Source organism: Vibrio nereis NBRC 15637, from assembly GCF_001591105.1.
GTDB classification, from domain to species: domain Bacteria; phylum Pseudomonadota; class Gammaproteobacteria; order Enterobacterales; family Vibrionaceae; genus Vibrio; species Vibrio nereis.
In genome coordinates this window covers 60,322-86,009 of record NZ_BCUD01000011.1, presented here as the reverse complement: position 1 = coordinate 86,009, position 25,688 = coordinate 60,322, and the positions used below count along the sequence as shown (strand labels likewise).

Annotated in this window: 23 protein-coding genes; 9 read left to right on the top strand and 14 right to left on the bottom strand. The window is 46.2% G+C overall.

Features of this window, described 5'->3' with window-relative positions; translation table 11 throughout:
* The first annotated feature begins 193 nt into the window (after nt 1–193).
* From ydiJ to VNE01S_RS19590, 4 genes are all read left to right on the top strand, one after another.
* Nucleotides 194–3,226, top strand: coding sequence for a D-2-hydroxyglutarate dehydrogenase YdiJ (ydiJ, locus tag VNE01S_RS12795; protein ID WP_053394005.1), 3,033 nt, complete (start codon nt 194–196; stop codon nt 3,224–3,226).
* 70 nt (nt 3,227–3,296) lie between these two features.
* A complete protein-coding gene (locus tag VNE01S_RS12790; protein WP_053394006.1) occupies nt 3,297–3,758 on the top strand; it encodes a methyltransferase family protein in 462 nt (153 codons plus the stop codon).
* Nucleotides 3,759–3,921: 163 nt separating this feature from the next.
* Nucleotides 3,922–4,953 carry a S1 family serine peptidase gene (locus VNE01S_RS19595; RefSeq protein ID WP_245649895.1) on the top strand — a complete coding sequence of 344 codons (1,032 nt, stop codon included), beginning with the start codon at nt 3,922–3,924 and terminating at the stop codon, nt 4,951–4,953.
* A gap of 93 nt (nt 4,954–5,046) precedes the next feature.
* Complete coding sequence (locus VNE01S_RS19590; RefSeq protein WP_245649894.1) at nt 5,047–5,484, top strand: GlyGly-CTERM sorting domain-containing protein; 438 nt, start codon at nt 5,047–5,049, stop codon at nt 5,482–5,484.
* A gap of 54 nt (nt 5,485–5,538) precedes the next feature.
* Here VNE01S_RS19590 and hutH read toward each other — a convergent pair whose 3' ends face one another.
* The 5 genes from hutH to hutC all read right to left on the bottom strand — a co-directional run bounded on the left by hutH (nt 5,539) and on the right by hutC (nt 11,958).
* Nucleotides 5,539–7,077, bottom strand: a complete 1,539-nt coding sequence (gene hutH / locus VNE01S_RS12780) for a histidine ammonia-lyase (protein ID WP_174522336.1) — start codon at nt 7,075–7,077, stop codon at nt 5,539–5,541.
* Nucleotides 7,078–7,097: 20 nt separating this feature from the next.
* The gene (hutU, locus tag VNE01S_RS12775) at nt 7,098–8,795 is read right to left on the bottom strand and encodes a urocanate hydratase (protein WP_053394008.1); all 1,698 of its coding nucleotides are present in this window, start codon (nt 8,793–8,795) and stop codon (nt 7,098–7,100) included.
* 90 nt (nt 8,796–8,885) lie between these two features.
* Nucleotides 8,886–9,899 (bottom strand): formimidoylglutamase, encoded by a 1,014-nt coding sequence (hutG, locus tag VNE01S_RS12770; RefSeq protein ID WP_053394009.1) that lies wholly within the window; start codon nt 9,897–9,899, stop codon nt 8,886–8,888.
* Nucleotides 9,892–11,055, bottom strand: a complete 1,164-nt coding sequence (gene hutI, locus VNE01S_RS12765) for an imidazolonepropionase (RefSeq protein WP_053394084.1) — start codon at nt 11,053–11,055, stop codon at nt 9,892–9,894. Before hutI ends, hutG begins: the two co-directional genes overlap by 8 nt.
* Before the next feature lie 192 nt (nt 11,056–11,247).
* A complete protein-coding gene (gene hutC, locus VNE01S_RS12760) occupies nt 11,248–11,958 on the bottom strand; it encodes a histidine utilization transcriptional repressor HutC (protein WP_053394010.1) in 711 nt (236 codons plus the stop codon).
* 196 nt (nt 11,959–12,154) lie between these two features.
* Here hutC and VNE01S_RS12755 point away from each other — a divergent pair, with 196 nt between their 5' ends.
* Nucleotides 12,155–12,898 (top strand): sporulation protein, encoded by a 744-nt coding sequence (locus tag VNE01S_RS12755; protein WP_053394011.1) that lies wholly within the window; start codon nt 12,155–12,157, stop codon nt 12,896–12,898.
* A gap of 58 nt (nt 12,899–12,956) precedes the next feature.
* Here VNE01S_RS12755 and VNE01S_RS12750 read toward each other — a convergent pair whose 3' ends face one another.
* Together VNE01S_RS12750 and VNE01S_RS12745 are read right to left on the bottom strand one after the other, a co-directional pair.
* Nucleotides 12,957–13,424 carry an ASCH domain-containing protein gene (locus tag VNE01S_RS12750; protein ID WP_053394012.1) on the bottom strand — a complete coding sequence of 156 codons (468 nt, stop codon included), beginning with the start codon at nt 13,422–13,424 and terminating at the stop codon, nt 12,957–12,959.
* A 67-nt stretch (nt 13,425–13,491) separates the two neighbouring features.
* Nucleotides 13,492–14,277, bottom strand: a complete 786-nt coding sequence (locus tag VNE01S_RS12745; RefSeq protein ID WP_053394013.1) for a RelA/SpoT-related domain-containing protein — start codon at nt 14,275–14,277, stop codon at nt 13,492–13,494.
* Nucleotides 14,278–14,592: 315 nt separating this feature from the next.
* Here VNE01S_RS12745 and VNE01S_RS12740 point away from each other — a divergent pair, with 315 nt between their 5' ends.
* On the top strand, nt 14,593–15,240 hold the full coding sequence (locus VNE01S_RS12740; RefSeq protein ID WP_053394014.1) for a thiopurine S-methyltransferase: 648 nt from the start codon (nt 14,593–14,595) through the stop codon (nt 15,238–15,240).
* 62 nt (nt 15,241–15,302) lie between these two features.
* Here the strand turns inward: VNE01S_RS12740 and purT are convergent, their stop codons facing one another.
* The 7 genes from purT to VNE01S_RS12705 all read right to left on the bottom strand — a co-directional run bounded on the left by purT (nt 15,303) and on the right by VNE01S_RS12705 (nt 22,868).
* Nucleotides 15,303–16,478 carry a formate-dependent phosphoribosylglycinamide formyltransferase gene (gene purT, locus VNE01S_RS12735; protein WP_053394015.1) on the bottom strand — a complete coding sequence of 392 codons (1,176 nt, stop codon included), beginning with the start codon at nt 16,476–16,478 and terminating at the stop codon, nt 15,303–15,305.
* Nucleotides 16,479–16,724: 246 nt separating this feature from the next.
* On the bottom strand, nt 16,725–17,612 hold the full coding sequence (cdd, locus tag VNE01S_RS12730) for a cytidine deaminase (protein WP_053394016.1): 888 nt from the start codon (nt 17,610–17,612) through the stop codon (nt 16,725–16,727).
* Nucleotides 17,613–17,873: 261 nt separating this feature from the next.
* Nucleotides 17,874–18,551, bottom strand: a complete 678-nt coding sequence (locus tag VNE01S_RS12725; protein ID WP_053394017.1) for an LrgB family protein — start codon at nt 18,549–18,551, stop codon at nt 17,874–17,876.
* Nucleotides 18,551–18,916 (bottom strand): CidA/LrgA family protein, encoded by a 366-nt coding sequence (locus tag VNE01S_RS12720; protein ID WP_053394018.1) that lies wholly within the window; start codon nt 18,914–18,916, stop codon nt 18,551–18,553. Before VNE01S_RS12720 ends, VNE01S_RS12725 begins: the two co-directional genes overlap by 1 nt.
* Nucleotides 18,917–19,056: 140 nt before the next feature.
* Nucleotides 19,057–20,481 (bottom strand): exodeoxyribonuclease I, encoded by a 1,425-nt coding sequence (gene sbcB / locus VNE01S_RS12715; protein WP_053394019.1) that lies wholly within the window; start codon nt 20,479–20,481, stop codon nt 19,057–19,059.
* A gap of 138 nt (nt 20,482–20,619) precedes the next feature.
* Nucleotides 20,620–21,993 carry an L-cystine transporter gene (locus VNE01S_RS12710; protein WP_053394020.1) on the bottom strand — a complete coding sequence of 458 codons (1,374 nt, stop codon included), beginning with the start codon at nt 21,991–21,993 and terminating at the stop codon, nt 20,620–20,622.
* A 188-nt stretch (nt 21,994–22,181) separates the two neighbouring features.
* On the bottom strand, nt 22,182–22,868 hold the full coding sequence (locus VNE01S_RS12705; protein ID WP_373278556.1) for an NAD(P)H-binding protein: 687 nt from the start codon (nt 22,866–22,868) through the stop codon (nt 22,182–22,184).
* Between the two features lie 400 nt (nt 22,869–23,268).
* Here VNE01S_RS12705 and VNE01S_RS12700 point away from each other — a divergent pair, with 400 nt between their 5' ends.
* Genes VNE01S_RS12700 through VNE01S_RS12690 form a run of 3 tightly spaced genes read left to right on the top strand, consistent with a single transcriptional unit; the run spans nt 23,269 to nt 25,688 of the window.
* Nucleotides 23,269–23,880 (top strand): flavin reductase family protein, encoded by a 612-nt coding sequence (locus VNE01S_RS12700; RefSeq protein ID WP_053394021.1) that lies wholly within the window; start codon nt 23,269–23,271, stop codon nt 23,878–23,880.
* Between the two features lie 6 nt (nt 23,881–23,886).
* Entirely contained in the window at nt 23,887–24,915 is a 1,029-nt protein-coding gene (gene cobT, locus VNE01S_RS12695) for a nicotinate-nucleotide--dimethylbenzimidazole phosphoribosyltransferase (protein WP_053394022.1), read from the top strand.
* Complete coding sequence (locus tag VNE01S_RS12690) at nt 24,915–25,688, top strand: adenosylcobinamide-GDP ribazoletransferase (RefSeq protein WP_053394023.1); 774 nt, start codon at nt 24,915–24,917, stop codon at nt 25,686–25,688. The genes cobT and VNE01S_RS12690 overlap by 1 nt, the downstream gene beginning before the upstream one ends.

The following is a 25,688-nucleotide window of genomic DNA, read 5'->3' as shown; positions in this document are numbered from 1 at the left end:
GCTCGTAAAGACACTTTAAATCAAGTCCATGATTTTAAAGAGTGAGAAAGAAATGCGCGAAGTGCTAATTTGACACTGCATTTCTGTTTTGATCACCCTTTTAAATGTTGTAAAGTGACATGATTCAAAAATTAAAACCATATCACATAGAACCCAATGCTGACAGGATCAGCGTAGTAGGGGCAGGAAGCAAATGTTACCAAGACTACACTCTCAATCTGACGTAGATCCCATCGTCCTCACTTTTCTGGAAGAGCTGAAACAATCAGGATTTTCTGGAGATATCGAAAGCCAATATTCAAGTCGCTTAGCTGTCGCAACGGATAACAGTGTTTATCAGCAGTTGCCTCAAGCGGTTGTGCACCCTAAGTCGACACAAGATGTGTCACTAGTCGGGCAGTTAAGTGTAAAACCTGAATATGAAAGGATTACTTTTTCCCCTCGTGGCGGTGGTACAGGTACCAATGGCCAATCATTGACTAAGGGTGTTGTCGTTGATCTTTCACGTCACATGAATAATGTGCTCGAAATTAACGCAGAAGAAGGCTGGGTTCGTGTCCAAACGGGTGTGGTGAAAGACCAGCTTAATGATGCGGTTCGACCTTACGGTTACTTTTTCTCGCCGGACCTGTCAACCAGTAACCGAGCAACACTGGGTGGTATGGTCAATACTGATGCATCGGGTCAAGGTTCGCTAAAATACGGCAAAACCTCGGATCATGTTTTGTCGTTGCAAGCAGTATTTGCCGACGGCTCAGTGCTTGAATCGGACCTTTCCAAAGGTTTACCTGATCCAGGTGAATACGCGCATGAAGCATTAAAGGTGACAGAGCAAGTTTGCCGAGAAAAGCGCGAACAGATTAACGCGAAGTTTCCGCCTCTGAACCGCTTCTTAACGGGCTACGATCTCAAAAATGCGCTTGATGAAGAAAGTGATGAGTTTAACCTAACGCGCGTTTTATGTGGCGCGGAAGGTTCACTGGCCTTTATCACCGAAGCGAAGTTAAACCTGACTCCGATTCCCAAAGCACGTACGCTGGTTAACGTAAAATACGACAGTTTTGACTCAGCGCTTCGCAATGCCCCATTAATGGTGGAAGCTAAAGCGTTGTCGGTTGAAACCGTTGACTCTAAAGTGCTTAACCTTGCGAAAGAAGACATTGTTTGGCATACCGTGAGCGATTTACTGACTGATGTGCCTGGCAAAGAGATGCAAGGCATCAATATGGTCGAGTACGCGGGCCAAGACGAAGAAGAGGTCGCGCAACAAGTGGCCGAGTTAACGGCACGCTTGGATGAAATGCTTGAGCAAGGGCAGGCGGGTATTATCGGTTATCAGGTGTGTGACGACCTTGCCAGCATTGGTCGAATCTACAACATGCGTAAAAAAGCGGTAGGTCTACTTGGTGCTGCCAAAGGCCGCGCGAAGCCCGTTGCTTTTGCGGAAGATACGTGTGTACCGCCAGAAAATTTGGCGGATTTTATCGTTGAATTTCGAGAGTTACTGGACGCGAAACAGTTGAACTACGGTATGTTTGGCCACGTTGATGCTGGTGTATTGCACGTGCGCCCAGCGTTAGACCTATGTGATCCAAAACAAGAAACGTTAATGCATGAAGTTTCCGACGAAGTGGTTAAGCTGGTTGCTAAGTATGGCGGCTTGATGTGGGGCGAGCACGGGAAAGGCTATCGCTCAGAATATGGCCCTGAGTTTTTTGGTGACGAGCTTTTTACCGAGTTAAGACGCGTTAAAGCGGCCTTTGACCCTCACAATAAAATGAACCCAGGTAAAATCTGTACGCCTCTAGAAAGCGATGCAGAATTAGTAAAAGTGACGGACACCAAGCGTGGTTATTTTGACCGCCAAATCGACGTTAAAGTCCGTGATAGTTTTAAACAAGCAATGGAATGTAACGGTAACGGGTTGTGCTTTAACTACGATACCTCGTCTCCGATGTGTCCTTCTATGAAGGTGACAGCAGACCGTCGTCATTCGCCGAAAGGCCGGGCAGGGTTGGTGAGAGAGTGGCTAAGACAACTTACAGAGCAAGGCATTGATATTCTCGATTTAGAGCAACAGGCTCTCGCGAATAATACGCCAGTCAAAACCATGATTGATCGGGTCAGAAATACGCTAAACAAACGTCATGAGTATGACTTTTCACACGAAGTGTATGAAGCGATGAATGGCTGTCTAGCATGTAAAGCGTGTGCCAGCCAATGCCCGATTAAGGTGGATGTGCCGAGTTTCCGCTCACGTTTTTTGAATATTTATTACTCGCGTTACCAGCGCCCGGCGAAAGACTATTTAGTCGCTAATATCGAAACAATGCTACCTGTGATGGCCAAAGCGCCGAAGTTGGTGAACGGTGCGATTAAACAAAAGTGGGTACAAAAACTAACAGCTTCAACCATTGGTTATGTTGATACGCCTTTGCTGTCAGTCCCAACGCTTGAAGAAAGATTGAACAGCTTAAAAGACTTTGATCTTCAGCACTTGGCTAACTTATCTGCGGATGAAAAACAAAACCATGTCGTGATCGTTCAGGACCCATTTACAACCTACTATGACGCGAGCGTGGTCGAAGACTTTGCCAAATTGGTGCTTAAATTGGGTAAAACGCCAGTATTACTTCCGTTTAAGCCAAATGGAAAAGCACAGCATATTAAAGGGTTCTTAAAGCAATTTGCGAAAAGTGCGAGTACAACCGCGGCGTTCTTGCAACAGGTCGCTGATTTGGATATCCCATTAGTCGGTGTGGATCCAGCTCTCGTCCTTTGTTATCGCGATGAATACCAAGAAGTCCTTGGGGACAAGCGAGGCGATTTCGAGGTGTTGACGGCGCATGAATGGTTACGCCCTAGACTGAATGAGTTTGCGGCATCAACCCAAGCAGATGAAGAACCTTGGTACTTGCTAGCTCACTGTACTGAAAAAACTAAGATGCCAAACGCGGAGAAAGAGTGGGGAGAGATTTTCACTCATTTTGGCGGTCAGTTAAAAACCGTTCCTGTCGGCTGTTGTGGCATGGCGGGTACCTTTGGGCACGAGGTTGATAAACTCCAAATGTCGAAAGATATTTACGGGTTAAGCTGGAAACCAAGTTTAGACACCTTGCCTAAAGACCGCTGTTTGGTCACAGGTTACTCATGTCGAAGTCAGGTGAAGCGCTTTGAAGGGGTAAAAGTTCATCACCCAGTTCAAGCGTTGTTACAGCTAGTTTAAACAGACATAGCCCAGTATCGTATACTGGGCTATTTTTATATAGTTATATAAAACAAAGTGATAAAGGCTTATGGATAAGTTAGAGCGCAAGATTCCACCAGTTGCAGTATTTATTGTTTTAGTGGTGATCATTAATCGAGTGTCTAATGAAGTTACTTCGTTGACTGTGCCACTTCCGCTCGAAGTCTTTGTATTCCTGGTTTGTTTTGTCTTGTCTGGATTTGTTGGTGTGGCGGGTGTCTATGAGTTCCACCGAAAGAACACGACCATTCACCCAGTGAAAGTTGAAGATGCCTCCACTGTTGTAGATTCGGGCATTTTCTCTTATACGCGAAATCCAATGTATCTCGCTCTATTCCTACTCCTGTTCGGTTTCGCTTATTGGCACCAAAACTTGCTTGCAATTATGTGCGCATTCACTTTTATTCCGTATATGAACCGCTTTCAAATCATTCCTGAAGAGCGAGCTTTAGAGAAGTTATTTGGAGACAAGTACCGCCAATATAAACAGCGAGTAAGGCGTTGGATCTAGCGATAGCTCGCATTTATTAAACTGGTTTGTCCAATTGAGCCGCACTAGGGTGTCGCCAGCTTTTATTCAGCGATATTATCGATTGCCAATGCATATCATTTAATAGGAAACTGAACGCATTATACGTTGGCCTCTACCTGTCTTTATTGGCTCAGCAACTTGTTTGCTGGCAACTTCAAGCCTTGCCCAAGAAATCTCACCTCGCATTATTGATGGTACTAATGCCACGAGCAATGATTGGCCTTATATAACCGCTTTAGTGACAAAGGGATCTTCTGCGTATGAAGGTCAATTTTGTGGTGGTAGTTACATCGGTGACCGCTATATCTTAACGGCGGCCCACTGTGTGGAACGTGTTTCCAAAGAAGATTTTGAGGTCATTGTAGGTATTAACAACCTCAATAATGAGCACAATGAAGGGGTTAGGCTTCCGGTACAGCACTTCTATATCCATCCTGAGTATAACGGTAGTAATCTCAAGAACGATATTGCGATCATCGAACTCCCAAGGCCATTAACCTCTAATGAAGCGGTTCCTGTTCAACTGGCCGATGCCCAGACCCGAAACAGCACAGCTGTTGGCACGGATCTAACCGTTGCTGGTTGGGGGTCGACGACGCCTGAGTTAGGTAACCATACAACGTCTGCCCAACTGCTTGAAGTCACCGTTCCAATGGTAGATCAAAATACTTGTGCAGATGCCTTTCCATCTGTGACGAGTGATTCTGGTTCAGAGAACTTCTGTGCAGGTTATCAGTATGAGGGTTATGACTCCTGTCGTGGTGATAGTGGTGGCCCACTTGTCATCGATAACGACAGAACACAACTGGGGATCGTCAGCTTTGGCTCAATTAGGTGTGGTTACGCTGGCTCATACGGGGTGTATACCAATATTAGCCGCTATGTTGATTGGATCGAGCAAGTGACATCAGGGCTAAGCTACTCGCAATCGAGATTTGCGGGTTATAAAAATTTAGGTCAAAACAGGCACGAGTTTACATTTACCAACTTATCTACAACCGATGAAATTAATGGCATTCTTATCTCTGCATGGGGTGAGGGTAGTGAGCTTCTGGCAAATAACTGCATGCTAAATGGGAATTTAACTGCAGGTGATAGTTGTACAGTTTCAGTCAATTTTAATGCGAGTAACTATGGGTTACAGCCTGTGGGCGTAACTTTTGATTATCAGTAAAACGGGAGCGCGTACAGTGCGGGTTCAGTCGCTTTATATGAAATCGCACAAGCTGCAAATACAGTATTAGCAGATGCTTTATCATTGGATAATGTGGGTGTTTATAGTAATGCCAAACCTTGGCAAGTGACCTCTGACGGTATTCGTTCGGCACCTATTTCTCATAATGAACGCTCAGCTGTTATTTTTGATGGTCTACCGTCGGGCGATTACGTATTTGATGCGAGAGCTTCTTCAGAATCGGCAGATCAACTGTCCGTATACGTGAATGGTAATCTCTTTGGTAGTGCTGGCGGTGATTATAAGGAAGAAGTTCCAGTTTATTTACCTGGTTACACAAACCGCATCAAGTTTGAGTATAGAAAGGACTTGTCGGTCGACCAGGGAGAAGATGCGGTGTTCATCTCTAACTTCCGACGTACATCAAATCCAGATTCTACTTCTGATGCAAGTCGTAGTGGAGGAGGCGGTGGTAGCTTTGGTTGGCTCTCCCTAGTTCTGCTATTGCCACTTTTAAGGCGTAAACATTAAAGAACAAAGCCCCCCCACGAACGAGTGGGGGGCTTTGTTTTCGGCCATTAGTTTTTATACGCTAGGTAGAATGGCTTCCGGCATTAAGTGGTTATGTACCGCCAGCTTAAGCAAAGTGTTCGCTTGCTCAATGTCTGGGGCAAAGTATCGGTCTTTGTCGTAGAAAGAGACGCGCTCACGCAGAATTTGCTTGGCTTCTTCTACTCTTGCCGACGATTTATTGGGTGCACGGAAATCAATGCCCTGAGCCGCTGACAAATATTCTACGGCTAAAATACCACGCGTATTTTCTGCCATATCACGCAGACGACGGCCTGCAAATGTTGCCATCGAGACGTGATCTTCTTGGTTAGCGGACGTTGGCAAGCTGTCGACAGAAGCTGGGTGCGCTAATGTTTTGTTCTCGCTTGCTAGCGCGGCAGAGGTGACCTGAGCAATCATAAAGCCCGAGTTCACGCCGCCGTTGTCGACTAAGAATGGTGGCAGTTTACTTAGTGCGCTATCGATAAGCAGCGCCATACGACGTTCAGAAAGGCTACCAATTTCAGCAATTGCCAAAGCAAGGTTATCAGCCGCCATGGCGACGGGTTCTGCGTGGAAGTTGCCACCAGAGATAATGTCGCCGTCATCGGCGAAGACCAGTGGGTTATCCGATACAGAGTTCGCTTCGATTTCTAGAATATCGGCCGAGTTTCTGATTTGCTGTAAACACGCGCCCATGACTTGAGGCTGGCAACGCAGTGAGTATGGGTCTTGAACTTTTTCACAGCTGGTATGCGAATCTCCAATCTCACTACTTGTGTCCAACATATGGCGGTATGCCATTGCAGCATCCATTTGGCCGCGATGACCGCGCACGCGATGGATACGTGGGTCAAATGGTCGGCGGCTACCTAATGCAGCTTCAACAGACATGGCACCACACACTGTTGCAGAAGCGAACAAGTCTTCTGCGGCGAATAAGCCTTCCAGTGCAAACGCGGTTGACGCTTGCGTGCCGTTAAGCAGCGCGAGGCCTTCTTTTGGTGCAAGAGTAATCGGATCAAGCCCTGCAATTTTAAGCGCCTCTAATCCTGAAATGACTTTGCCATTATGACGCGCTTGCCCTTCACCTAATAGTACCGTGCTCATGTGTGCAAGTGGCGCTAAGTCACCAGATGCACCTACCGAGCCTTTTTGTGGTACGCATGGGTAGACCTGAGAATTAACAAGTTGAATCAAGGCCTGAATGACTTGTAAGCGGATGCCCGAATAGCCACGTGATAAGCTGTTGATCTTAAGGACCATCATCAGGCGGACGGTTTCATCCGACATGAATTCCCCAATACCCGCAGCATGAGAAAGCACGATACTTTTTTGCAGTGTTTCAAGATCAGCGGGTGCAATACGTGTGTTTGCCAGCAGACCGAAACCGGTGTTGATGCCGTAGACAGTGCGATCTTCTGCGATCACTTGCTCTACGACTTGAGTACTCTCTTCGATAGCAGGAAATGCCGCTGGATCAAGCGATAGATTCACAGGAGAACGGCTCACTTGGCGCAGCTCTATTAAGCTAATCTGTCCCGGCTTTAGCATTAAATTTAACATTTTCATTTTCCTTACTTCAGGTCTGCTTATTTCAGCTTTTTCAGTTCTTCGTTAAGCATAGGCAAGTCTAGGCCTTGCTCAGCCGCGCATTTCTTCGCGATATCGTAGCCAGCATCAGCATGGCGCATAACTCCAGTTGCAGGATCATTATGGAGGACGCGAGCAATACGTTGTGATGCATCTTCACTACCGTCACAACAGATCACCATGCCTGAGTGTTGCGAGAATCCCATGCCTACGCCACCACCGTGGTGCAGAGATACCCAAGTCGCACCGCCTGCTGTGTTTAACAAAGCGTTCAGTAGCGGCCAATCTGAAACTGCATCCGAACCGTCCATCATGCCTTCTGTTTCACGGTTTGGGCTAGCAACGGAGCCTGAGTCTAAGTGATCGCGTCCAATGACAACGGGTGCTTTTAGTTCACCGTTTTTCACCATTTCGTTGAATGCTTGGCCCAAGCGTTCACGATCTTGTAAGCCTACCCAGCAGATACGCGCTGGTAGCCCTTGGAACTGAATGCGTTCGCGAGCCATATCTAACCAGTTATGCAGGTGAGGGTTGTCCGGGATCAGCTCTTTCACTTTTTGGTCAGTCTTGTAAATGTCTTCTGGGTCGCCAGAAAGTGCTGCCCAACGGAATGGACCAATACCTTCGCAGAATAGCGGGCGAATGTAAGCAGGTACAAAGCCAGGGAAGTCAAATGCGTTTTCGACACCTTCTTCTAGCGCCATCTGGCGGATATTGTTACCGTAGTCTAGCGTTGCCGCGCCGCGTTCTTGTAGTTCTAGCATGGCTTTAACTTGAACCGCCATCGACTCTTTTGCCGCTTTTACCACCGCCGCTTCATCTTTTAAGCGCATTTCCGCAGCGTGTTCCATAGACCAACCCAGAGGTAGGTAGCCGTTCAAAGGATCGTGCGCAGAGGTTTGGTCTGTCACCACATCTGGAGTGACGTTACGTTCAACCAGTTCAGGGAACACGTCTGCTGCGTTTGCAAGCAGGCCGACGGATACCGGTGTATCAGATTCGTAAATGATAGCCAGAGCCTCATCTAAGCTGGTGGCTTTTTTGTCAACATAGCCAGTACGTAAGCGGTAATCGATACGTGATTCATCACACTCAACGGCGATCATTGAGAAGCCAGCCATTGTCGCCGCAAGAGGTTGAGCACCACCCATTCCGCCAAGGCCACCAGTTAAAATCCATCGACCTTTAGGTTCACCGTTAAAATGCTTTTTAGCGACTGAGACAAAGGTCTCATAAGTGCCTTGGACAATGCCCTGAGAGCCGATGTAGATCCAGCTGCCTGCGGTCATCTGGCCGTACATCATCAGGCCTTGTTTATCTAATTCGTTAAAGTGTTCCCAGTTAGCCCAGTGAGGAACAAGGTTTGAGTTTGCAATTAGCACGCGAGGTGCGTTTTTATGGGTAGGGAAAACACCAACAGGCTTACCAGACTGAACCACAAGAGTTTGATCGTCTTCTAGGCGCTCTAAAACCTCAACAATTTTGTCATAGCACTCCCAGTTACGTGCTGCGCGACCAATGCCACCGTATACCACCAACGAATGTGGGTGCTCGGCCACATCTGGGTCTAGGTTATTCATCAGCATACGAAGCGGGGCTTCCGTCAGCCAAGACTTTGCTCTCAAAGTGGTGCCGTGTGGTGCACGAATGGTACGAGTAGTATCGAGACGCTTATCTTCTACTTGGCGTTCCGTCATGGTAAGACTCCTTGTGTTTCACTAAATTCAGATAGCAGTAGGGTGGCCAAGTCCGTGTTAGACCTAGCTAAAAGGGCTATCTGCATATTTCTATTTTTCGGAAAAAGCGTTGGCAATATCCCAACAGAGCCGAGCGGCTAACCTGGCGGTTTGACTGTCTACGTCATACGTCGGGTTATACTCAGCAATATCTGCGATGACCAACTTTTGTTTGTAATGCAAAATTCTGTCTAAAAAGATTGCCAGCGTATCCATGCTGACGCCTCTCGCTGCGGGTGCGCTAACACCAGGGGCGGTTGCTGCTGGGAACACATCTAAGTCAATAGTGAGATAGATGTAGTCACAGTTATCGATGAAATGCTGTAGCTGCGTGAGGTGATAAATATGGTTCAGATGCGCCAGATCTTTATCTTCCACGTACCACACGTTGAGTTCATCTGCGATTTTGAACAACGCTTCAGTATTGCTGGCACGGCTAACACCTAAGCAGGCATAGTGAAATGGCCAGTTGTTGTCATGGCAATAACGTTGAATTTGATTAAATGGGGTGCCAGAACTTGGTTTAACATCCACGCTCATACTTTCAAACACGCGCAGATCAAAGTGCGCATCAAAGTTAATGATGCCGATCTTCGGTGGCTTTACTGGGTTTAAGTACTCAAAATAGCGTGCTAAGCCTTGAAATGAGGCCCAAGCCACTTCATGACCACCACCTAAGGTAATGACAGGGGTCGAACGAAGTGCTTGTGCGATCACTGATGCGCAATCTGATTGAGCCTGTTCGAGTAGATCGTCTTCACAACTCACATTGCCCAAATCAATCAGCGTACTTTCTTTGTGCCAAGCCATGTTGGCCAGAGCACGGCGGATCAAATCAGGTGCTTTACGAGCACCCACTCGACCTTTGTTGCGCGCAACACCCGCATCGCACGCAAAACCAAGGATACTGACACCGTTTCTGTAAGGTTCCAGCGCTTGTACGGGTATTTTTTTCATGACGTGATGAACGCGCTTTCCTAAGTCGCCATCTTCAGCGTCGTGTCTACCTTGCCAGTGAAACTCTTGATTTGTGACCGGCAGCCTAACTTTAAATTGCTCAGACATAGCTTATTTTCCCATTAACAAGACGTGCTGATAGGCGAGGAACACCTTGCTGGTAGCTGAAGTCTGCAGGATGAGAAACATCCCAAATTGCTAGGTCGGCATCAAAACCAACTTGGATTTGGCCTCTACTTTCGCCATAGCCTAATGCTCTTGCCGCGTTGCATGTTACCCCACGCAGTGTTTCTTCCGGAGTTAAGCCAAACAACGTACAGCCCATATTCATCATCATAGTCAAATCTGCAAAAGGCGATGTGCCTGGGTTCAAATCTGTTGCAATCGCCATGGGTACACTGTGCTCGCGGAGTAAAGCAATCGGTGGAAGCTGCGTTTCACGAAGAAAATAAAAAGCGCCAGGTAGCAACGTCGCAACCGTGCCTGACTGAGCCATAGCCGCGACACCTTGTTCATCCAAAAATTCGATATGATCGGCTGATAATCCTTCATGACGAGCGGTAAGCGCAGTGCCGCCTAGGTTTGACAGCTGCTCTGTGTGACCTTTGATTTTTAGGCCATGCTGGTGTGCCGCTAAGAATACTTTCTCTGTCTGATCTAAGTTAAAGCCGATGGATTCACAAAAAACATCGACGCTGGTGGCCAGTTGTTCTTCAGCAACAAGAGGAATGATTTCCTGACAGATGAAATCGATGTAATCGTCGGCCTTGCCTACATACTCTGGTGGCAGGGCATGAGCAGCCAGTAAAGTTGGTGTGACGCGGATTGCTCTGTGATCTTCTAGTGCTTTAGCGGCACGCAGCATCTTGATTTCGTCGCTCAGTGTCAGCCCGTAACCTGATTTTACCTCAACGGATGTAACACCTGTTCGGATCAGCCCATCTAAACGTGGCAGTGCCAACTCGATCAGTTGTTCTTCGCTGGCTTCGCGAGTAGCCCGCACCGTAGATAAAATACCGCCACCTTGTTTGGCAATCTCTTGATATGGGACACCATTTAAACGCATTTCAAATTCGTTAGCGCGGTTACCTGCGTAAATAAGGTGAGTGTGGCAGTCGATGAATCCCGGAGTAACCAACTGATTCTTGCAGTCATAAATATTGCTGGTTGTAGGGATCTCATCGGAAATCTTAACGATCTTCCTGTCACATACATGAATATGAGTCGGTTCCGACACCGTATAGCCAGCAGCGCCACTGACCATTGATACGATGCGAGCATTGGCCAGCACCAAATCGATATGTTGTTCAGAGGTTTTTTGTATGTTGTTGTGGTTGCTCATACTGGCTAAATCCATATAGGTTTAAATGTATATACAAATATTGGTTTAGGATGATCAATAGTGCAAGGGTAATGTTGCAAAAATGTGATCGGCTGTGGGTTATGATCCTCTAGATCAGAGCAAAACCTTAGAACTTAATTTGTACTTAGAGCCTGGATGGTAGAGCAATGCAGAGCTGACGAGTTTATCTTGGCTCCATGTTCTACGATTCAATAACAAACATGGCTCGTTGGCGGTTAATGCTAATGATGAACGAACATGTGCGTCAGCGATGATCGCTTCCACGGTATGCTCAATGGCGCTGAGTGGGCAATTTTGAGATAAGTATTGGTTAGGGGTTATTTGGGTAAAGTCTTGCTGCAAATAGTTCGGTGCATACGCAGCATTGACCCATCTGATTTCTAATTGGATTGGCGTTTTGTCTTCAAAGTGAATGATTTCACTATAAAAAATAGGTGTGTTAAGCATCACGCCCAGTTTGATTGCAATACTTTCATCTGCTGACATGGACAGCTGTTTTACCACTTTACTTGAGTAGCTTTTACCACGTTGTGTGACTTCTTCAGCGATGTTTCTGATATCGAGCAGAGGAGATTCCGCCTTCTCTTCAGGCGCACAGACAAAAGTGCCTAACCTTGGTTTTCTTTGCAGTTTACCTTCTGAAACCAAGTCTCGGATCGCTTTATTGACCGTCATACGACTGACTTGAAACTGCTTGGTTAGCTCCAGTTCGGTGGTAATTTGGTGACCAACAGGCCATTGGCCTGACTCGATCTTGTCATCGATGAACTGCTTAATTTGCAGATATAAAGGGGAGTTACTCATGATTCTTTAACCAAGCCTATAATTGACTATACAAATAGTTATACATTTACTCTAAAGTTTCAAGCAGCGTTCGCATTGATGGCTTGAATATGAGAGTTCACCACATTTCAATCAGGTAAATCGCGAAATGGCTTGCTATCTTTAGATAGGCACGTTAAATGAGTAGTGCTAACAACGAAAGTCACAAGGAAACAACATGTTTGGTAAGTTAAAGGCTTCTTTAGGGATTGGTGCTGCAAAAGTGGATACCGTTTTAGAGAGTATGTCGGTATTCCAAGGTGAGACTCTGAAAGGGGTTGTTCATATTCAAGGTGGTGATGTAGAGCAGCATATTGACGCCATCAACCTGAAACTATGTACAGAGGTGAAGGTAGAAAGCGACAGTGGCGCAAGCTACCAAAGCTTTATTATCGGCAAGCTACAAGCTGTACAGCCATTCACAATTCAACCGGGTGAGAATAAGCAAGTACCATTCGAGTTGAAATTAGACGATGAAACCCCAATTACGGCGCTTAACGCACTTAAGAACATGTGCCATGTTTGGGTCGAGACTTCGCTAGATATTGACTTCGCGATAGATCCGAAAGATCGCGATTTTCTTGAAATTAAGCCGCTGCCAGTGGCTGCTAAAGTGATTTCTGCCATTGAGCAAGCGGGATTCTCAATGGTAAAAGCAGACGTCGAGAAAGGTTATCTTCGTGGTGGCAACTTCTCTTCTAAATCCGGTTGCTATCAGGAAGTTGAGTTCCGCAATAACGGTTTTGTGAACAAGAAAGAGATCGAGTTATCATTTATTCTTAATGGTTCTGTTATGCACTGTCTTGCGGAAGTGGATCGTGCGATGAGCATGCGTGGCGATCAGTATGTGTCTTTCACTCTTCCGTTAACCGCGAGTGATGCTGAGATTAGCAACGCGGTGAATAGAGTGTTGTCGGTATAATCCGCAGAAATACTGAAATACAAAAGCGCCACAGCATTGCTAGTGGCGCTTTAATAATTTACAGCGGATAGACTTTCTCAAACCTTTCTAAGACTAATTCAGAGTCTAGAGAAAATGTTGCTCCCACTTCTTTAGCGTATTGAGTAAAGAACTCGATATGGGCTTTTCTCCACCATTCGTATGTTCCATCACCTTCGCCTTCCGCTTGTGCGAATTCTTCTGGCACTTCATCAAAAGGGCAGAAAGTGACTTCTGTGAGTTTAATGATGCAGACAGGCTCCTCCCGCCAGTTGAGGACGACAGTCAAACGACCAACTTCAGGAAATGGCTCGTTATCTATGAGATAGCCTTCCTTAAGGCTGCATGAAGCGCGTTTTTGTCCGATATTAACCAATCTTGCGCATTCGTTGGCGTTGTACTCATCGGCGCAAAAATACTCGGCAAGGGTTTGCGGTATTGCTTGTCGCTCATTCGGTGTCAATGTTTGTAGGTATTGATCTAAAAAAGCTTGTTGCTCAGGAGTCATACACTTCCTTGTTGTTAGGTACTGCCTTCCGAAAAAGCTCGCAAGGCATTCAAATTAATGTGAAAGACTAAGCCGCATTTAGGCGCGTAGTGAGTCGAGTGGTTAGGTAAGGTTGCCATGCATTATGGTACAACTCTTTAGACTCACTGCGCATATGTTGAATTTGGGCGAGTTCAAATTCTGACAGCTCTCGATTTTGAGTGGCAGCGTTCCTTTCAATTCTTTGAATCCTCTCATAAATATCATGCTCAGGACCATTTTTTACATCGGCAATGGCTTTCAAATGCACTTGAACTTCCGCGATGAGTTTGGTTTTGGGCAATTGTACGAGAAGGTTTAGATCTCGATAACCAGACGCTTTGGGGCTTTTAAAACGATTTTTGACTTGCACTATCGTTGTTTCTCGGCTGAGCACTTCGTATGCAGACATCAAGCTATCAATGTCATCGGCGACGATGGTTGCACGAGCCAAATCAGTAATACGTTCGGCTTGTCCATCTAACTTATGGGCAATTTTTTCTTTGGCGCGTTCTGAGGATTTTACGCCCGCAAAGTAGGCCTCTGTAGAGGTAAGCAGCGCGGTACTTTTACACAGAGTCTCTAGCTCCGCTTGGGCTTGGTGTGCTTTCGAATAAAGAATATCGAAGTCTGCGTATGGTTGTAGGGGAGTTGTTGAAGTGGATTGGATGCCGTACAAACCACTTAAATTGTGTTTGAAGGCTTTGGAACACACTTCATTCTGATTGGATGAACGGTTCTGGTCACTACCGGGTACAGTCGGAATTGAGGCAAAAGCCGGTGCACGGCTGAGCATTAATAGCATTAGTGCCGTTGTTCGCAGGAATAAGCTCATTCACTCTCCTTAGATTCGTAGTGGCTTAGAAAAGGTGTTGAAAAAGGTTTCAGTCACTAAGGTCTACGTATCTTCTAATAATAATCTTGGGTCTAAATGTCAGATTTCAATCTGGTTTTCTTCATACCGTGCGATTATTGGATCAGGCTCTCACTAGATTAAAATTATGTCTCACTCATGCTCTATTTGATGACTTGGTAACGAGTATAACGAGCGTAACTGAACCAAGTATGAACAGTTGATTCAGGTCGGGGATACCACTTCGCTTGGGTTTCGTATAGTCTATGACCTATCAAAGTCAGACCTGAGAATAAAATGAGAGATCCAGAATTTTGGCATGGTAAATGGGCAAGTAATCGCATTGGTTTCCACCTAGAAGATGTGAACCCACTGCTCATTGAATATTGGAAAAAAACGAACCCCAACTATGAAGACAAGGTACTTGTTCCTCTTTGTGGCAAGTCGGAAGATTTAGTTTGGCTGGCCTCTAAACATGAGGACGTTCAGGGTGTAGAGCTTAGTAAAATTGCGGTACGCGCGTTTTTTGCCGAGCACTTTTATACGCCAATGGTGACTTCGATTAATGGTCAGCACGAACTGTATCAGTTTGATGAGTTGTCAATTTATGCGGGTGACTTTTTTACTGCGCCAGTGCAGTCGGCCGATATTATTTATGATCGCGCGGCATTGGTCGCACTGCCAGAAGAAATGCGTGCAGAATACGCGCTTCGTATTAAGTCATTGCTTAACCCAGGTGGCCGTATTTTGTTGGTGACTTTAGATTATGTTCAGGAAGAAATGGCAGGCCCTCCATTTTCTGTGACAGAGCAAGAAGTGAATCGCCTGTTTGGTGAGTATAAGATCACGAAGCTTAACCGTGATGAAGCGGGCGAGAATCATCCTAAAATCGCTCAAAAAGGACTAACTCGTTTTGCTGAAGAAGTATACCTGATCGAGTCATAATCCACTGCAAATGAAAAAAGGCTTGGAATCACCAAGCCTTTTGTTTTTCAATCGCCATACAATTAGTAAATGACTTTGATTTTTCCGGCACTGCTTACTGCATCTTCAATCGCTTGTTCGATAGAGTCACGGCGAGTAATCGCAACACCAAGGCGGCGGCGACCATCAATATCTGGTTTACCAAATAAACGTAATTGAGTTTGAGGCTGAACCAATGCCTGTTCCATGCCTTCAAAACGAATATCTTCCGAAGTACCTTGGCCAAGGATCACAGCTGATGCCGATGGGCCATACTGAGTAATACCTGAGATAGGTAATCCCGTAAACGCGCGTACGTGCAGCGCAAATTCGGAACTGTCTTGCGACATGAGTGTCACTAAACCAGTGTCGTGTGGACGCGGCGATACTTCGTTGAAAATGACGGTATCCCCTTTTACAAACAATTCGACACCAAAGATACCATGGCCGCCTAGTGCATTGACTACTTTGCCTGCTGCATCCTGGGCTGCTTTTAGTGCTGCATCTGACATGACTTGTGGCTGCCACGATTCGCGGTAATCACCATCTTCTTGGCGGTGGCCGATAGGCGCGCAGAAGTGAATGCCGTCTACTGCACGAACAGTCAGTAGGGTAATTTCGTAATCGAAGTCAATAAAACCTTCTACAATGACGCGACCTGCGCCAGTACGCCCACCTTCTTGCGCGTAACTCCACGCTTTTTCTACGTCATCTGCGCTTTTAATGACACTTTGACCTTTACCTGATGAACTCATCACAGGTTTACAAACGCAAGGGATGCCTACAGCTTCGATAGCGGCTGTAAAGTCTGCGTAGTTGTCTGCAAATCGGTAAGGTGAGGTGGTCAGTTGTAGCTCTTCTGCTGCCAAGCGTCGAATCCCTTCTCGGTTCATTGTTAGCTTGGTTGCTTTAGCGGTAGGGACAACGTTCAAGCCTTTTGCTTCCAGCTCGACAAGCGTATCTGTTGCAATCGCTTCTATTTCCGGCACAACATAGTCTGGCTGTTCTTTCTCGATAATGGCTTGTAGCGCATCACCATCTAGCATATCTAAGGTGTAGCTGCGGTGGGCAACTTGCATTGCAGGTGCAAAGTCATAGCGATCACATGCGATAACTTCTAATCCAAGACGTTGACATTCAATAGCGACTTCTTTACCCAGTTCACCTGAGCCTAAAAGAAGAACACGTGTTGCATTTTTACGAGTAGCCGAACCAAACATATTTAACCTTTCTGTTAGAGCAGATATTGAATATGCAAGGGATCATACTGATTAAAACCGCAAAAGCAAACGTTTGCGTGTGTTTTTGAGCATAAAATATGGATAGAGTAGACAGTAAAAAAAAAGCGGAATACCAATAAGTTATCAGTATCAACTTAGTGATAAATGAGTCGATATGAATAGCAAGGGCCTAGTTAGATAACTAGGCCCTTGCTATCAATGTGCTTGGCTTGAATAGCTAGCTGTTTAAATAGCTAAGTAGGCGAGTGGAATATCTGGGTTAATTGCTTCAAGCGTGGCTTGAGTGTCAGCAAGGTGACTAATGCTACCTTCAGCCATTTCTGCAAGAGCGGCAGAATCTACCTCATCCAGAGATTTACCATCCATCAGCAGTTGAATCAGAGCAACTTGCAGCGGCGGAAGGCTAGGGTTGAAGGCGGCATTTTCAGCATACGCGCCCAGGTACACTTTTCCATCTGTGGTTTTGATGCTCACACCGCTTAGGTTGTGTGTGTACGGTGCGTGACTTTTATTTAAGCCTTTAAGTGCATCGAGTACCAGCTGATCGGATTCTTCCGTTGTTTTACCGTGATCAACATGTGTCATCAGGCCGGATTCAATTCCCAAATCCGCAGGGCCGAAAGACTCTGGAAGGTACTCTTGCAGCGTCATTTCATCGCGTTGTGGCAATTGAACAATCAAGCTTTGCGCGGTTGTTAGCTCGTTCATAAACTGACGGCAATGACCACAAGGGCTGAAGTTGATGGTGATATCCGAAATACCTTCTTCGCCTTTCATCCAAGCATGGCTGATTGCGGACTGCTCTGCATGAACGGTCTGACCAAGTTGAGCGCCTAAAATTTCGACATTGGCGCCGAAGTAAAGGCGGCCAGATAAACCACGTACAATCGCACCAACATAAAAATTGGATATAGGGGCGTATGAATACGCAGCGGCGAAAGGCAGTAGTGCTACGCGCAATTCATCGTCAGCGAGGCCAGAAATTGAAAGCAGCTCTTGAAACTGCTCAGGAGAAAGAGTCGCGTCAAAGTCGTCTGCAAGCAGAATAGGAGATAAGTACTCTGCAATGTTTTTTGGCGCTTCAGATAGCGCTTGTTCAATGCGGCTTCTCATGTTGAATCCTTGTGTAAACATGTAGTGATACCGTTGGTGAACCGTTCACCTTAAAGCGTGAACGTACCTCGATACTGGTATTTCATTTTAGGATACGCATCAAACAATACCGTGTTTTTGATCACACTAATTACTGCAATAGATTTTAGGTTTTCATAGTTAGAGTGACGTCACACATGATAACGATTGCAGTGTTAAATTGAGTGAGCTACGCCGAACAACGCAAATTGTTTATCGGCCGTAGCAACACATCGATAGAGCTTAAGCGGCTAACCAAACAGCAAAAGCAAAGAATGAAGGGGCAAGAATTGAGGTGATTACCCCGCATAAAACAAGAGCCAATGAGCTAAAAGCGGCATCTTGCCCATCTCGCTCCGCACATGCGGCGGTACCTAACGCGTGTGACACCGTTCCCATCGTTAGTCCTTTCGCAATCGGGTGAGTGATATTCAGAACGTTGTAGATCGGGTAGGCAACGATTGCGCCAAATAGACCAACAATTAGTACCAGAATCGCTGCAATAGCGGGTTCCCCACCTAAATGGCTTGATACTTCCATCGCAATGGGTGTTGTGACTGATTTGCCCAATAAACTGGCTACTAATGAGATATCTGCCTGCATATAGACCGCGATAACGCTGGTTGTCAGCATCGACATGGCACTACCCACACCACAAGCTAGGGCGATGATGCGCCAATTGGCACGAATTTGTGGCAATTGCTCGTAGAGAGGAAACGCTAACGCGACAACCGCTGGTTGCAGCAGGTAGTTGAGCCACTCGTTCGCTGCATAGTAGGTTTCGAAAGGAACCTTGAAATAGGTTAGCAGCGGAATTAACACCAGCAGGCTGATGATCAGCGGGTTCATCAGTGGAGAGTTGCACTTTTGACAGATCCAGCGTGCCGCAAGAAACACAATGACCGTTGTTATTAACCACATTATTTTGCTCCTCCCTTTAACACTCTATCTAGGATCAGACCTAATGAGACAAGTACTAATACCGTACCGCCGACCGCGCTGGCTAGAATAGGAATGGCATTAGCAAAGAGAAGATCAAAGTGGTCCATAAGACCGACACTGATAGGGACAAACAGCAGTACCATGTAACGTATCAGCAGTGTTGCACTGTTTTTTACCCAATCTGATGGAACCAGTCCACTCGCCATTAGAGCAAACAGAATCAGCATACCGATAATGCTGCCAGGGATGGAGGTATCTAAAAGCTGTTGGAGATTGATGCCCGCAATGAGACACAAAACGATGAGCCCCATAGATACGACGTATTTAAGCAAAGTCTTAGCCATAAGTTGTTGTCGTCCAAATATATTAAAGCCCGTTGCATTTTCACAACGTAAGATTCCAATTGGTATTGGCGTTCAAGAGCCTCAACTATCTTTTGTTATTAATAATTAGCTGAGGCTTTGTAGGGTGCAGGCGTTGATTACTAAGATACTAGTTTTTGAACGTATTGGTATACGGATTTTAAAATAGCTATTTTCTTTTCATCACTCTCATATTCGTGAACTAAGTTTTCCAAATTGAGCATATACTCTTCAATACGACTTTCGAAGTACTCGCGGCAGTGGTTTGCCCACTTTTGCTGTTCATGCTCATCTAAAGTCCAAGGAAAGTGCCTTGCGCGGTAACGAAATAGCAGCGGTGTGATCCGTTCATCGTTAAACGTGATATCCAGTGCAGAGAGGTTGTTTGGATCCGTGCTGCGGATGATATCCATAGATGCTTTGTCGGCAGGTGAGAAGAAGCCATCGTAAAGCATGGTGTCTACGTCGTTACTTTTTTCGTATTCACGTTCGATGCTGTACAGCCCTATCAGCTTTTCTCGCACTTCTGGGTGTTGGCGAAGCAGTGCTAAGTTCTTCAAACACTGCTCGCGGTCGATGCCGATAATTTCTGCGTTTTCTGCGGTCAACGTTTTCGCAGGAGCAAGGATCGGGCATTTATTCAAGTGGACGAGTTTGACCGGAACAGGGAGTTCTCCTTCACCAAGCTCGCTGCGTTTGGTGTACAAGCGCTCGTGTAATTGTTCTGTGTCCAAATCTAGCAGGGCTTGTGGATCTTTCGCCAGATCAACGGTAATGACGGCATTTTTATTGGTTGGGTGCCAAGCAACGGGCACAATCCAACTGGTGTAGTTACACTCTCTGCCTAACATGCCGGAAACGTGCATTAACGGCGTCATATTGACGATATCAACCAGCTCGTTCAGCTTTCGCTTATGGCGCATCGACAGGAAGTAATCGAACAGCTTAGGCTGCGCCGCTTTGATCTTTTTAGCCATCTCAATCGTCGCGATAACGTCGGCCATCGCATCATGCGCATTTTCGTGTTCAATGCCGTTGGCAACCGATAAATGCTCTAACTTGAAGCTGGTAAACCCTTCTTCGTTTTCAGGCCAATTGATGCCTTCAGGGCGCAGTGCATGGCACGCACGCATTACATCCAGTAGATCCCAACGCGAGTTGCCGTTTTGCCAGCTCCATGCATATGGGTCAATAAAGTTGCGGTAGCAGGTGTAACGCGTGACTTCGTCATCAAAACGAATGCTGTTGTAGCCCAAACTGGTGGTGTTCGGCGTGGCCAATTGCTCGTGAATTTTGGCGATAAATTCTGGCTCTGTTAGGCCCTTAGAAACAGCCGTTTGAGGAGTAATGCCTGTGATTAAAGCAGCTTCTGGTGAAGGGAGGTAGTCAGAAGGTGGCTGACAGTAGATGACAAGAGGCTCGCCGATAATATTAAAATCCTGATCGGTCCGAACACCTGCGAATTGACACGGCCGGTCTTTGGCAGGACTCGTTCCCCACGTTTCATAGTCAAAAAAGAAGAACGTGGGTTGGTGCTCTTGTTGCATGTTCTGTTTACCAAGTATCTGAAATTGATTTAGGTATTAGACCACTGCCGCTGCATCAAGGCAATCGACATACAGTAATCTTGTCTTGAATGATAAAAAAATGGCCGACATGATGTCGGCCATTGTAAGAGTAGGGCGTTATGCCTTTTGTGTATCTAACTCGTCACTGGTTACTTTACTGCCTAAGATTCGGCTAGTGATGGTACCCGCAGTCATAGAACCTGATACGTTCAGTGCGGTACGCGCCATATCAATTAGCGGCTCAATAGAGATAAGTAGCGCAGCGATAGTCACTGGCAAACCCATAGCCGGAAGTACAATCAGGGCTGCAAAGGTTGCACCGCCACCAACGCCAGCAATACCGAATGAACTCACAACGATAATAGCAATCAGGGACAGGATAAAGTTGATATCCATAGCATCAATACCAACCATTGGCGCAACCATCACGGCTAGCATTGCAGGGTAGATACCCGCACAGCCGTTTTGCCCGATTGTTGCACCAAAAGAAGCAGATAGGTTTGCAACTGCTGGTGGCACGTTTAGCTTATCAATCTGTGCTTCAACGTTAAGAGGAATCGATGCTGCCGAGCTACGAGAGGTAAACGCAAAGGTCAGTACTGGCCAAATCTTTTGGAAGAACTCTTTTGGATTCACGCCGAAGAAGGCCACTAAAATACCGTGTACAACGAACATCAGTGCGATTGCTACGTATGAAGCGACGATAAAACCAAGCAGGTTGAGAATGTCGCCCGCGCTTGAGGTTGCCACAACTTTCGCCATTAGTGCCGCGATACCATACGGGGTTAACGCCATGATCATCTTAACCAGACGCATCACAATCGACTGAACAGCGTCAACAAATGTGCGAATCGGCGTTTCTAACTCTTCTTTTTCTGCCATCACTTTACGTGCAGCAATGCCTGTTAGCACACCGAAAATCACCACGGCAATGATCGAAGTAGAGCGAGCGCCCGTCAGATCGGCAAATGGGTTCGTTGGAATAAAGCTCACTAGCATTTGTGGAATGGTCAGATCGCTCACACGGCCCGCACGGTTTTCTAAAACTGCGATGCGTGCTGTTTCGCGCGCGCCTTCTGTTAGGCCTTCTGCTGATAAACCGAACGCTTGCGTAACAAAAATCGCGACAAGGGCTGAAATAGCAGTGGTAACCAACAAGATAGAGATAGTTAGGGCTGAAATCTTGCCTAAAGAGCCGCCTTTTTCTAGTTTCACTACCGCAGCGATCATAGAAACTAATACCAGTGGCATGATGACCATTTTTAGTAGACCAACGTAACCGCGACCAACCACATTGACCCAGTCTAGAGTCTGGCTGATAACAGGGTTACCTTCACCAAAAATGAGTTGAAGTGCCAAACCAAAAGCACTACCTAAAACGAGACCGAAAAGAACCAAGCGCGATAGGGTATTCTCTTTTCTTTGCTGGCCATATAGCAAGAAAAGGATACCTGCAAATACCGCTAACGACGCAATAGCAGCGACTGACATGTTGATAATCCTTATAAATTATAGGTGCACTACAGGGGGTAGTGTTTTTGTAGAATTGAATTCGGTAACGGAAGATAAAGATTACGGATAGAACTATGAAGTGATTAAAAGTAATTTATTATATCTATAAGTTATTAAGATGAATAAAGTGGTTGCATAGTGCCCGTGTAGGCTTATTTGTGAGCGAGTTAGCGATATTTATTAATCAGGCCCAGCATATCAATACTGTCGAGTATTTCGATTTGGAACCTTGTTTTTTCCAACAATGCGTATTGCATCGCTTGCGCTACTTTTTCTGCGCGGATTGGGATAAACCTTTTTAGTGGGCCGAGCATCAACGGTTTCAAGACACCGAGAATAGACTGAACCAGGCGTTCATCTGTGCGTGGGATATCTCTTATACCAACCAGTGGGCCAGGGCGTACAAACACAAGTTTTTCAAACCCCATGTCACTCAGTGCTAGCTCCATTTTGCCTTTGCAACGAAGGTAATGCGAGGGGGATTGTGCCGACGCTCCCAGACTCGATACCACGCACAACCGTTTTACACCGATGATTTTCATTTGCTGTGTAACTTTACAAACCAGCTCAAAATCCACTTTTTCCAGAGCTTGATTACTCCCTGCTTGTTTCTTAGTGGTACCCAAAGAAATAAAACCATACTCGGGAGTCATGAGGCTATCGTCCCAGTGTTTGATTTCAAGATTAGGGTTTTTAATAACCTGCAACTTCTCGTGTTCAAAAGGGAGATCTTTACGACTGAGAGCATAAACGTGCTCAATTGGCGTTTCATTTAGCAGTTGTTTAATCAGTTCATGTCCAATTAGGCCTGTTCCCCCAGCCGTAATTACAACGAGATTTCCCTTGTTTATCACTGTTAATGTCCAATGGTTAGAGGTGATTGAAATTAAAGGTTAGGTGAGAGACAAAGGCACGCGTTTTTTTGTCTTTGTATGTGGCTTTTGTTGTTTTTGTTGTTTTTTCTTTCTTGCTTGTTGGTTGGCAAACATAGCAGACCTCCTTTACAACTGAGTGCTAATCGCCCAGTTTCTTCTTGTTAGAGTCTTTCTCCATTCCGTCATTAAAATAAAAAGTATTCAATATTAAGCATAGACCGTGATGATAGCCTGTGTCACATTTCTAATTTTCGCCTTACATTCAAGCACTCTTTCGCGTTGCAAACCTTGACAGGGCTAACAAAGCGGATGTTAACCCTATGATTTCACGGTACACTTGATGGCAACGAAGGATTGCTTCTCAAGAAAAGGAATGATGATGAATATCGATCTAGCCACCCTTGCACCGACTCAAATTTATCACCTGATGACGCAAACTATTATCCCACGTCCAATTGCGTGGGTATTAACGGATTCTGGAGAGAAAAATTACAACTTGGCGCCGTTTTCCTATTTTACGCCAGTGTCGAGCAACCCACCTTTGATGATGTTTTCTGTAGGGAAAAAGCCGTCTGGCGAAGTGAAAGACACAACGCGTAATGTGCTGGAAACGGGCCAGATGGTGATCCACATCGCGAACGAGCAACTGGCTGAAGTAGTGACACAGAGTGCCGCGACTCTGGATCACGGAGAGTCAGAAGTTCACGCATCCGATATTGAACTGGTTGAATTTGAAGGCTTTGAGTTACCAAGAGTGAAAGATTGCCCGATTGCATTTGGGTGTAAATTGTTTGAGGTGAAAGAAATTGGTGAAACGCCGCAAAGCCTGATATTCGCTCAGGTAGAAGAAATTTATATTGATCCAAGCGTCATTGGTGATCGTGCCGATCGCGTCGTCGTTGATGCTCTAAAAGTGAACCCTTTGGCTCGTTTGGGTGGCAGCCAATACGCGGTGCTAGAAAAAACCTTCTCAGTCGCGAGACCTAAGTAAATGACTATGCTCAATCTATCCTATTCAGATTCCATTTGGCATCGTATCAATCAAAAAACCAAACCACTTGGCGCGCTTGGTCAGCTTGAACAGGTTGCTCATCAGCTTGCTCTAATTCAAAGCAACCAAAAGGGTGAGCTAGCTTCCGAGATAGCCATTCACCAGCCAACAGTGATTGTCTTTGCCGGTGACCATGGTATCGCCGACGAAGGGGTCAGCATCGCGCCAAGCGCCGTAACTCAGCAAATGGTATTGAATTTTATCGCTGGTGGCGCAGCCGTGAACTGTTTTTGTCGCAGCAATAAGGTGGCGATGAAAGTGGTCGATTGCGGCATACTCGTTCCCGTGGAACATGAAAGTGATGATTTTGTTGTTCAGCGTTTAGGAGAGCGAACCCAAAACTTGGCCAAACAAGCCGCCATGAGCAAAGAACAAGTAGAGGAAGGTATCACGCTGGGTCGAAAAATATCTAAAAGCGTGATTGATGCTGGCTGTAACTTACTTATGTTCGGTGAGATGGGGATTGGGAACACCTCAAGTGCTGCAGCAATTCTGGCGGGCTTAACGGGTCGAGCGGTCGAGCAGTGCGTTGGTCGTGGAACAGGGATCAGCGATGAACAGTTTGAGAACAAAATCCGATTAGTGTCAGCAGGCGTTTCTCGCTTCGCTACCCAAGATGTTTACGAGGTATTGGCTGAAGTTGGCGGTTTTGAAATCGTGCAGATGGTTGGCGCTTATCTTGAAGCCGCCGATTCCCAGACTCCGGTTTTGGTGGATGGCTTTATTGCGACCGCCGCTGCGTTTTCCGCCACTAAGATCAACCCAGCATGTCGCGATTACATGATTTTTGCACATCAATCCCATGAATCTGGACATCAATACATGCTAGAGGAATTGAACGCTGAACCATTATTGGACCTTTCGCTCAGATTAGGGGAAGGCACGGGTGCGGTGTTGGCTGTGCCTCTCATTCGTGCGGCGGCGGAGTTTTACAACTCGATGGCAAGTTTCGAACAAGCGGGAGTTGAGGTCTAATGCCCGCGACGTTTAGGTATCAGTTAGAGCTGTTTTGGCTTGCTTTAGGCTTCTTTTCACGGCTGCCGATTCCCAGTCAGACACCGTATTCCGAGCAAAGAATGAATCAAGCAGGGCGCTATTTTGCTTTGGTCGGATTGGTTCTGGGATGCATTTGCGCGTTGGTTTTCTCGTTGTTCGAAACGGTTTTCAGCGCGGATATCGCCGTCTTTTTAATGATGTGCTTTAGCCTGATGCTGACGGGGGCCTTCCATGAAGATGGCCTGACTGATATGGCCGATGGTATTGGTGGTGGGATGACGGTTGAAAAACGTCTCACCATCATGAAAGACAGCCGCATTGGTACTTACGGAGCCAGTGCGCTGGTAATGGCATTACTGGGTAAGTTTTTATTTCTGTCTGAACTGGCTGATGTTACCCACTTAGCGGGCGCATTAATTGCCGCTTATGTCCTAAGCAGGGGCGTTGCTGCCTCCCTTATTTATGATATGCCTTATGTGTCTGACTCAGATACCAGCAAGAGTAAACCGCTCGCTAACAAGCAATCACAGCTAGAGCTAGCCGTCTTAGTGGTTACGAGCCTTCTTCCTGTTTTGTGGTTAGATGCGGGCTTAATGGCTATTTTGATCCTAGCCGCTGTTGGTTTTAGAGCGCTTTTTCGTCGTTGGTTAAACCGTCGGCTTGGCGGTTTCACTGGCGATTGTTTAGGGGCCGCTCAGCAACTGATGGAGCTGTTGAGTTACGCTGTGATGCTGGTCTGGTTTGGAGCGTAG

Coding starts and splice junctions, on each gene's coding strand:
- VNE01S_RS12790 (WP_053394006.1), top strand. CDS start 3,297: ATGGATAAGTTAGAGCGCAAGATTCCACCAGTTGCAGTATTTATTGTT.
- VNE01S_RS12700 (WP_053394021.1), top strand. CDS start 23,269: ATGAATATCGATCTAGCCACCCTTGCACCGACTCAAATTTATCACCTG.
- cdd (WP_053394016.1), bottom strand. CDS start 17,612: ATGAGAAGCCGCATTGAACAAGCGCTATCTGAAGCGCCAAAAAACATT.
- VNE01S_RS12690 (WP_053394023.1), top strand. CDS start 24,915: ATGCCCGCGACGTTTAGGTATCAGTTAGAGCTGTTTTGGCTTGCTTTA.
- VNE01S_RS12745 (WP_053394013.1), bottom strand. CDS start 14,277: ATGAGCTTATTCCTGCGAACAACGGCACTAATGCTATTAATGCTCAGC.
- hutU (WP_053394008.1), bottom strand. CDS start 8,795: ATGACGGAACGCCAAGTAGAAGATAAGCGTCTCGATACTACTCGTACC.
- VNE01S_RS12755 (WP_053394011.1), top strand. CDS start 12,155: ATGTTTGGTAAGTTAAAGGCTTCTTTAGGGATTGGTGCTGCAAAAGTG.
- cobT (WP_053394022.1), top strand. CDS start 23,887: ATGCTCAATCTATCCTATTCAGATTCCATTTGGCATCGTATCAATCAA.
- purT (WP_053394015.1), bottom strand. CDS start 16,478: ATGTTTGGTTCGGCTACTCGTAAAAATGCAACACGTGTTCTTCTTTTA.
- VNE01S_RS12725 (WP_053394017.1), bottom strand. CDS start 18,551: ATGTGGTTAATAACAACGGTCATTGTGTTTCTTGCGGCACGCTGGATC.
- VNE01S_RS12720 (WP_053394018.1), bottom strand. CDS start 18,916: ATGGCTAAGACTTTGCTTAAATACGTCGTATCTATGGGGCTCATCGTT.
- ydiJ (WP_053394005.1), top strand. CDS start 194: ATGTTACCAAGACTACACTCTCAATCTGACGTAGATCCCATCGTCCTC.
- VNE01S_RS12740 (WP_053394014.1), top strand. CDS start 14,593: ATGAGAGATCCAGAATTTTGGCATGGTAAATGGGCAAGTAATCGCATT.
- VNE01S_RS12750 (WP_053394012.1), bottom strand. CDS start 13,424: ATGACTCCTGAGCAACAAGCTTTTTTAGATCAATACCTACAAACATTG.
- VNE01S_RS12710 (WP_053394020.1), bottom strand. CDS start 21,993: ATGTCAGTCGCTGCTATTGCGTCGTTAGCGGTATTTGCAGGTATCCTT.
- hutC (WP_053394010.1), bottom strand. CDS start 11,958: ATGAGTAACTCCCCTTTATATCTGCAAATTAAGCAGTTCATCGATGAC.
- hutG (WP_053394009.1), bottom strand. CDS start 9,899: ATGTCTGAGCAATTTAAAGTTAGGCTGCCGGTCACAAATCAAGAGTTT.
- sbcB (WP_053394019.1), bottom strand. CDS start 20,481: ATGCAACAAGAGCACCAACCCACGTTCTTCTTTTTTGACTATGAAACG.
- hutH (WP_174522336.1), bottom strand. CDS start 7,077: ATGAAAATGTTAAATTTAATGCTAAAGCCGGGACAGATTAGCTTAATA.
- hutI (WP_053394084.1), bottom strand. CDS start 11,055: ATGGTCAGTGGCGCTGCTGGCTATACGGTGTCGGAACCGACTCATATT.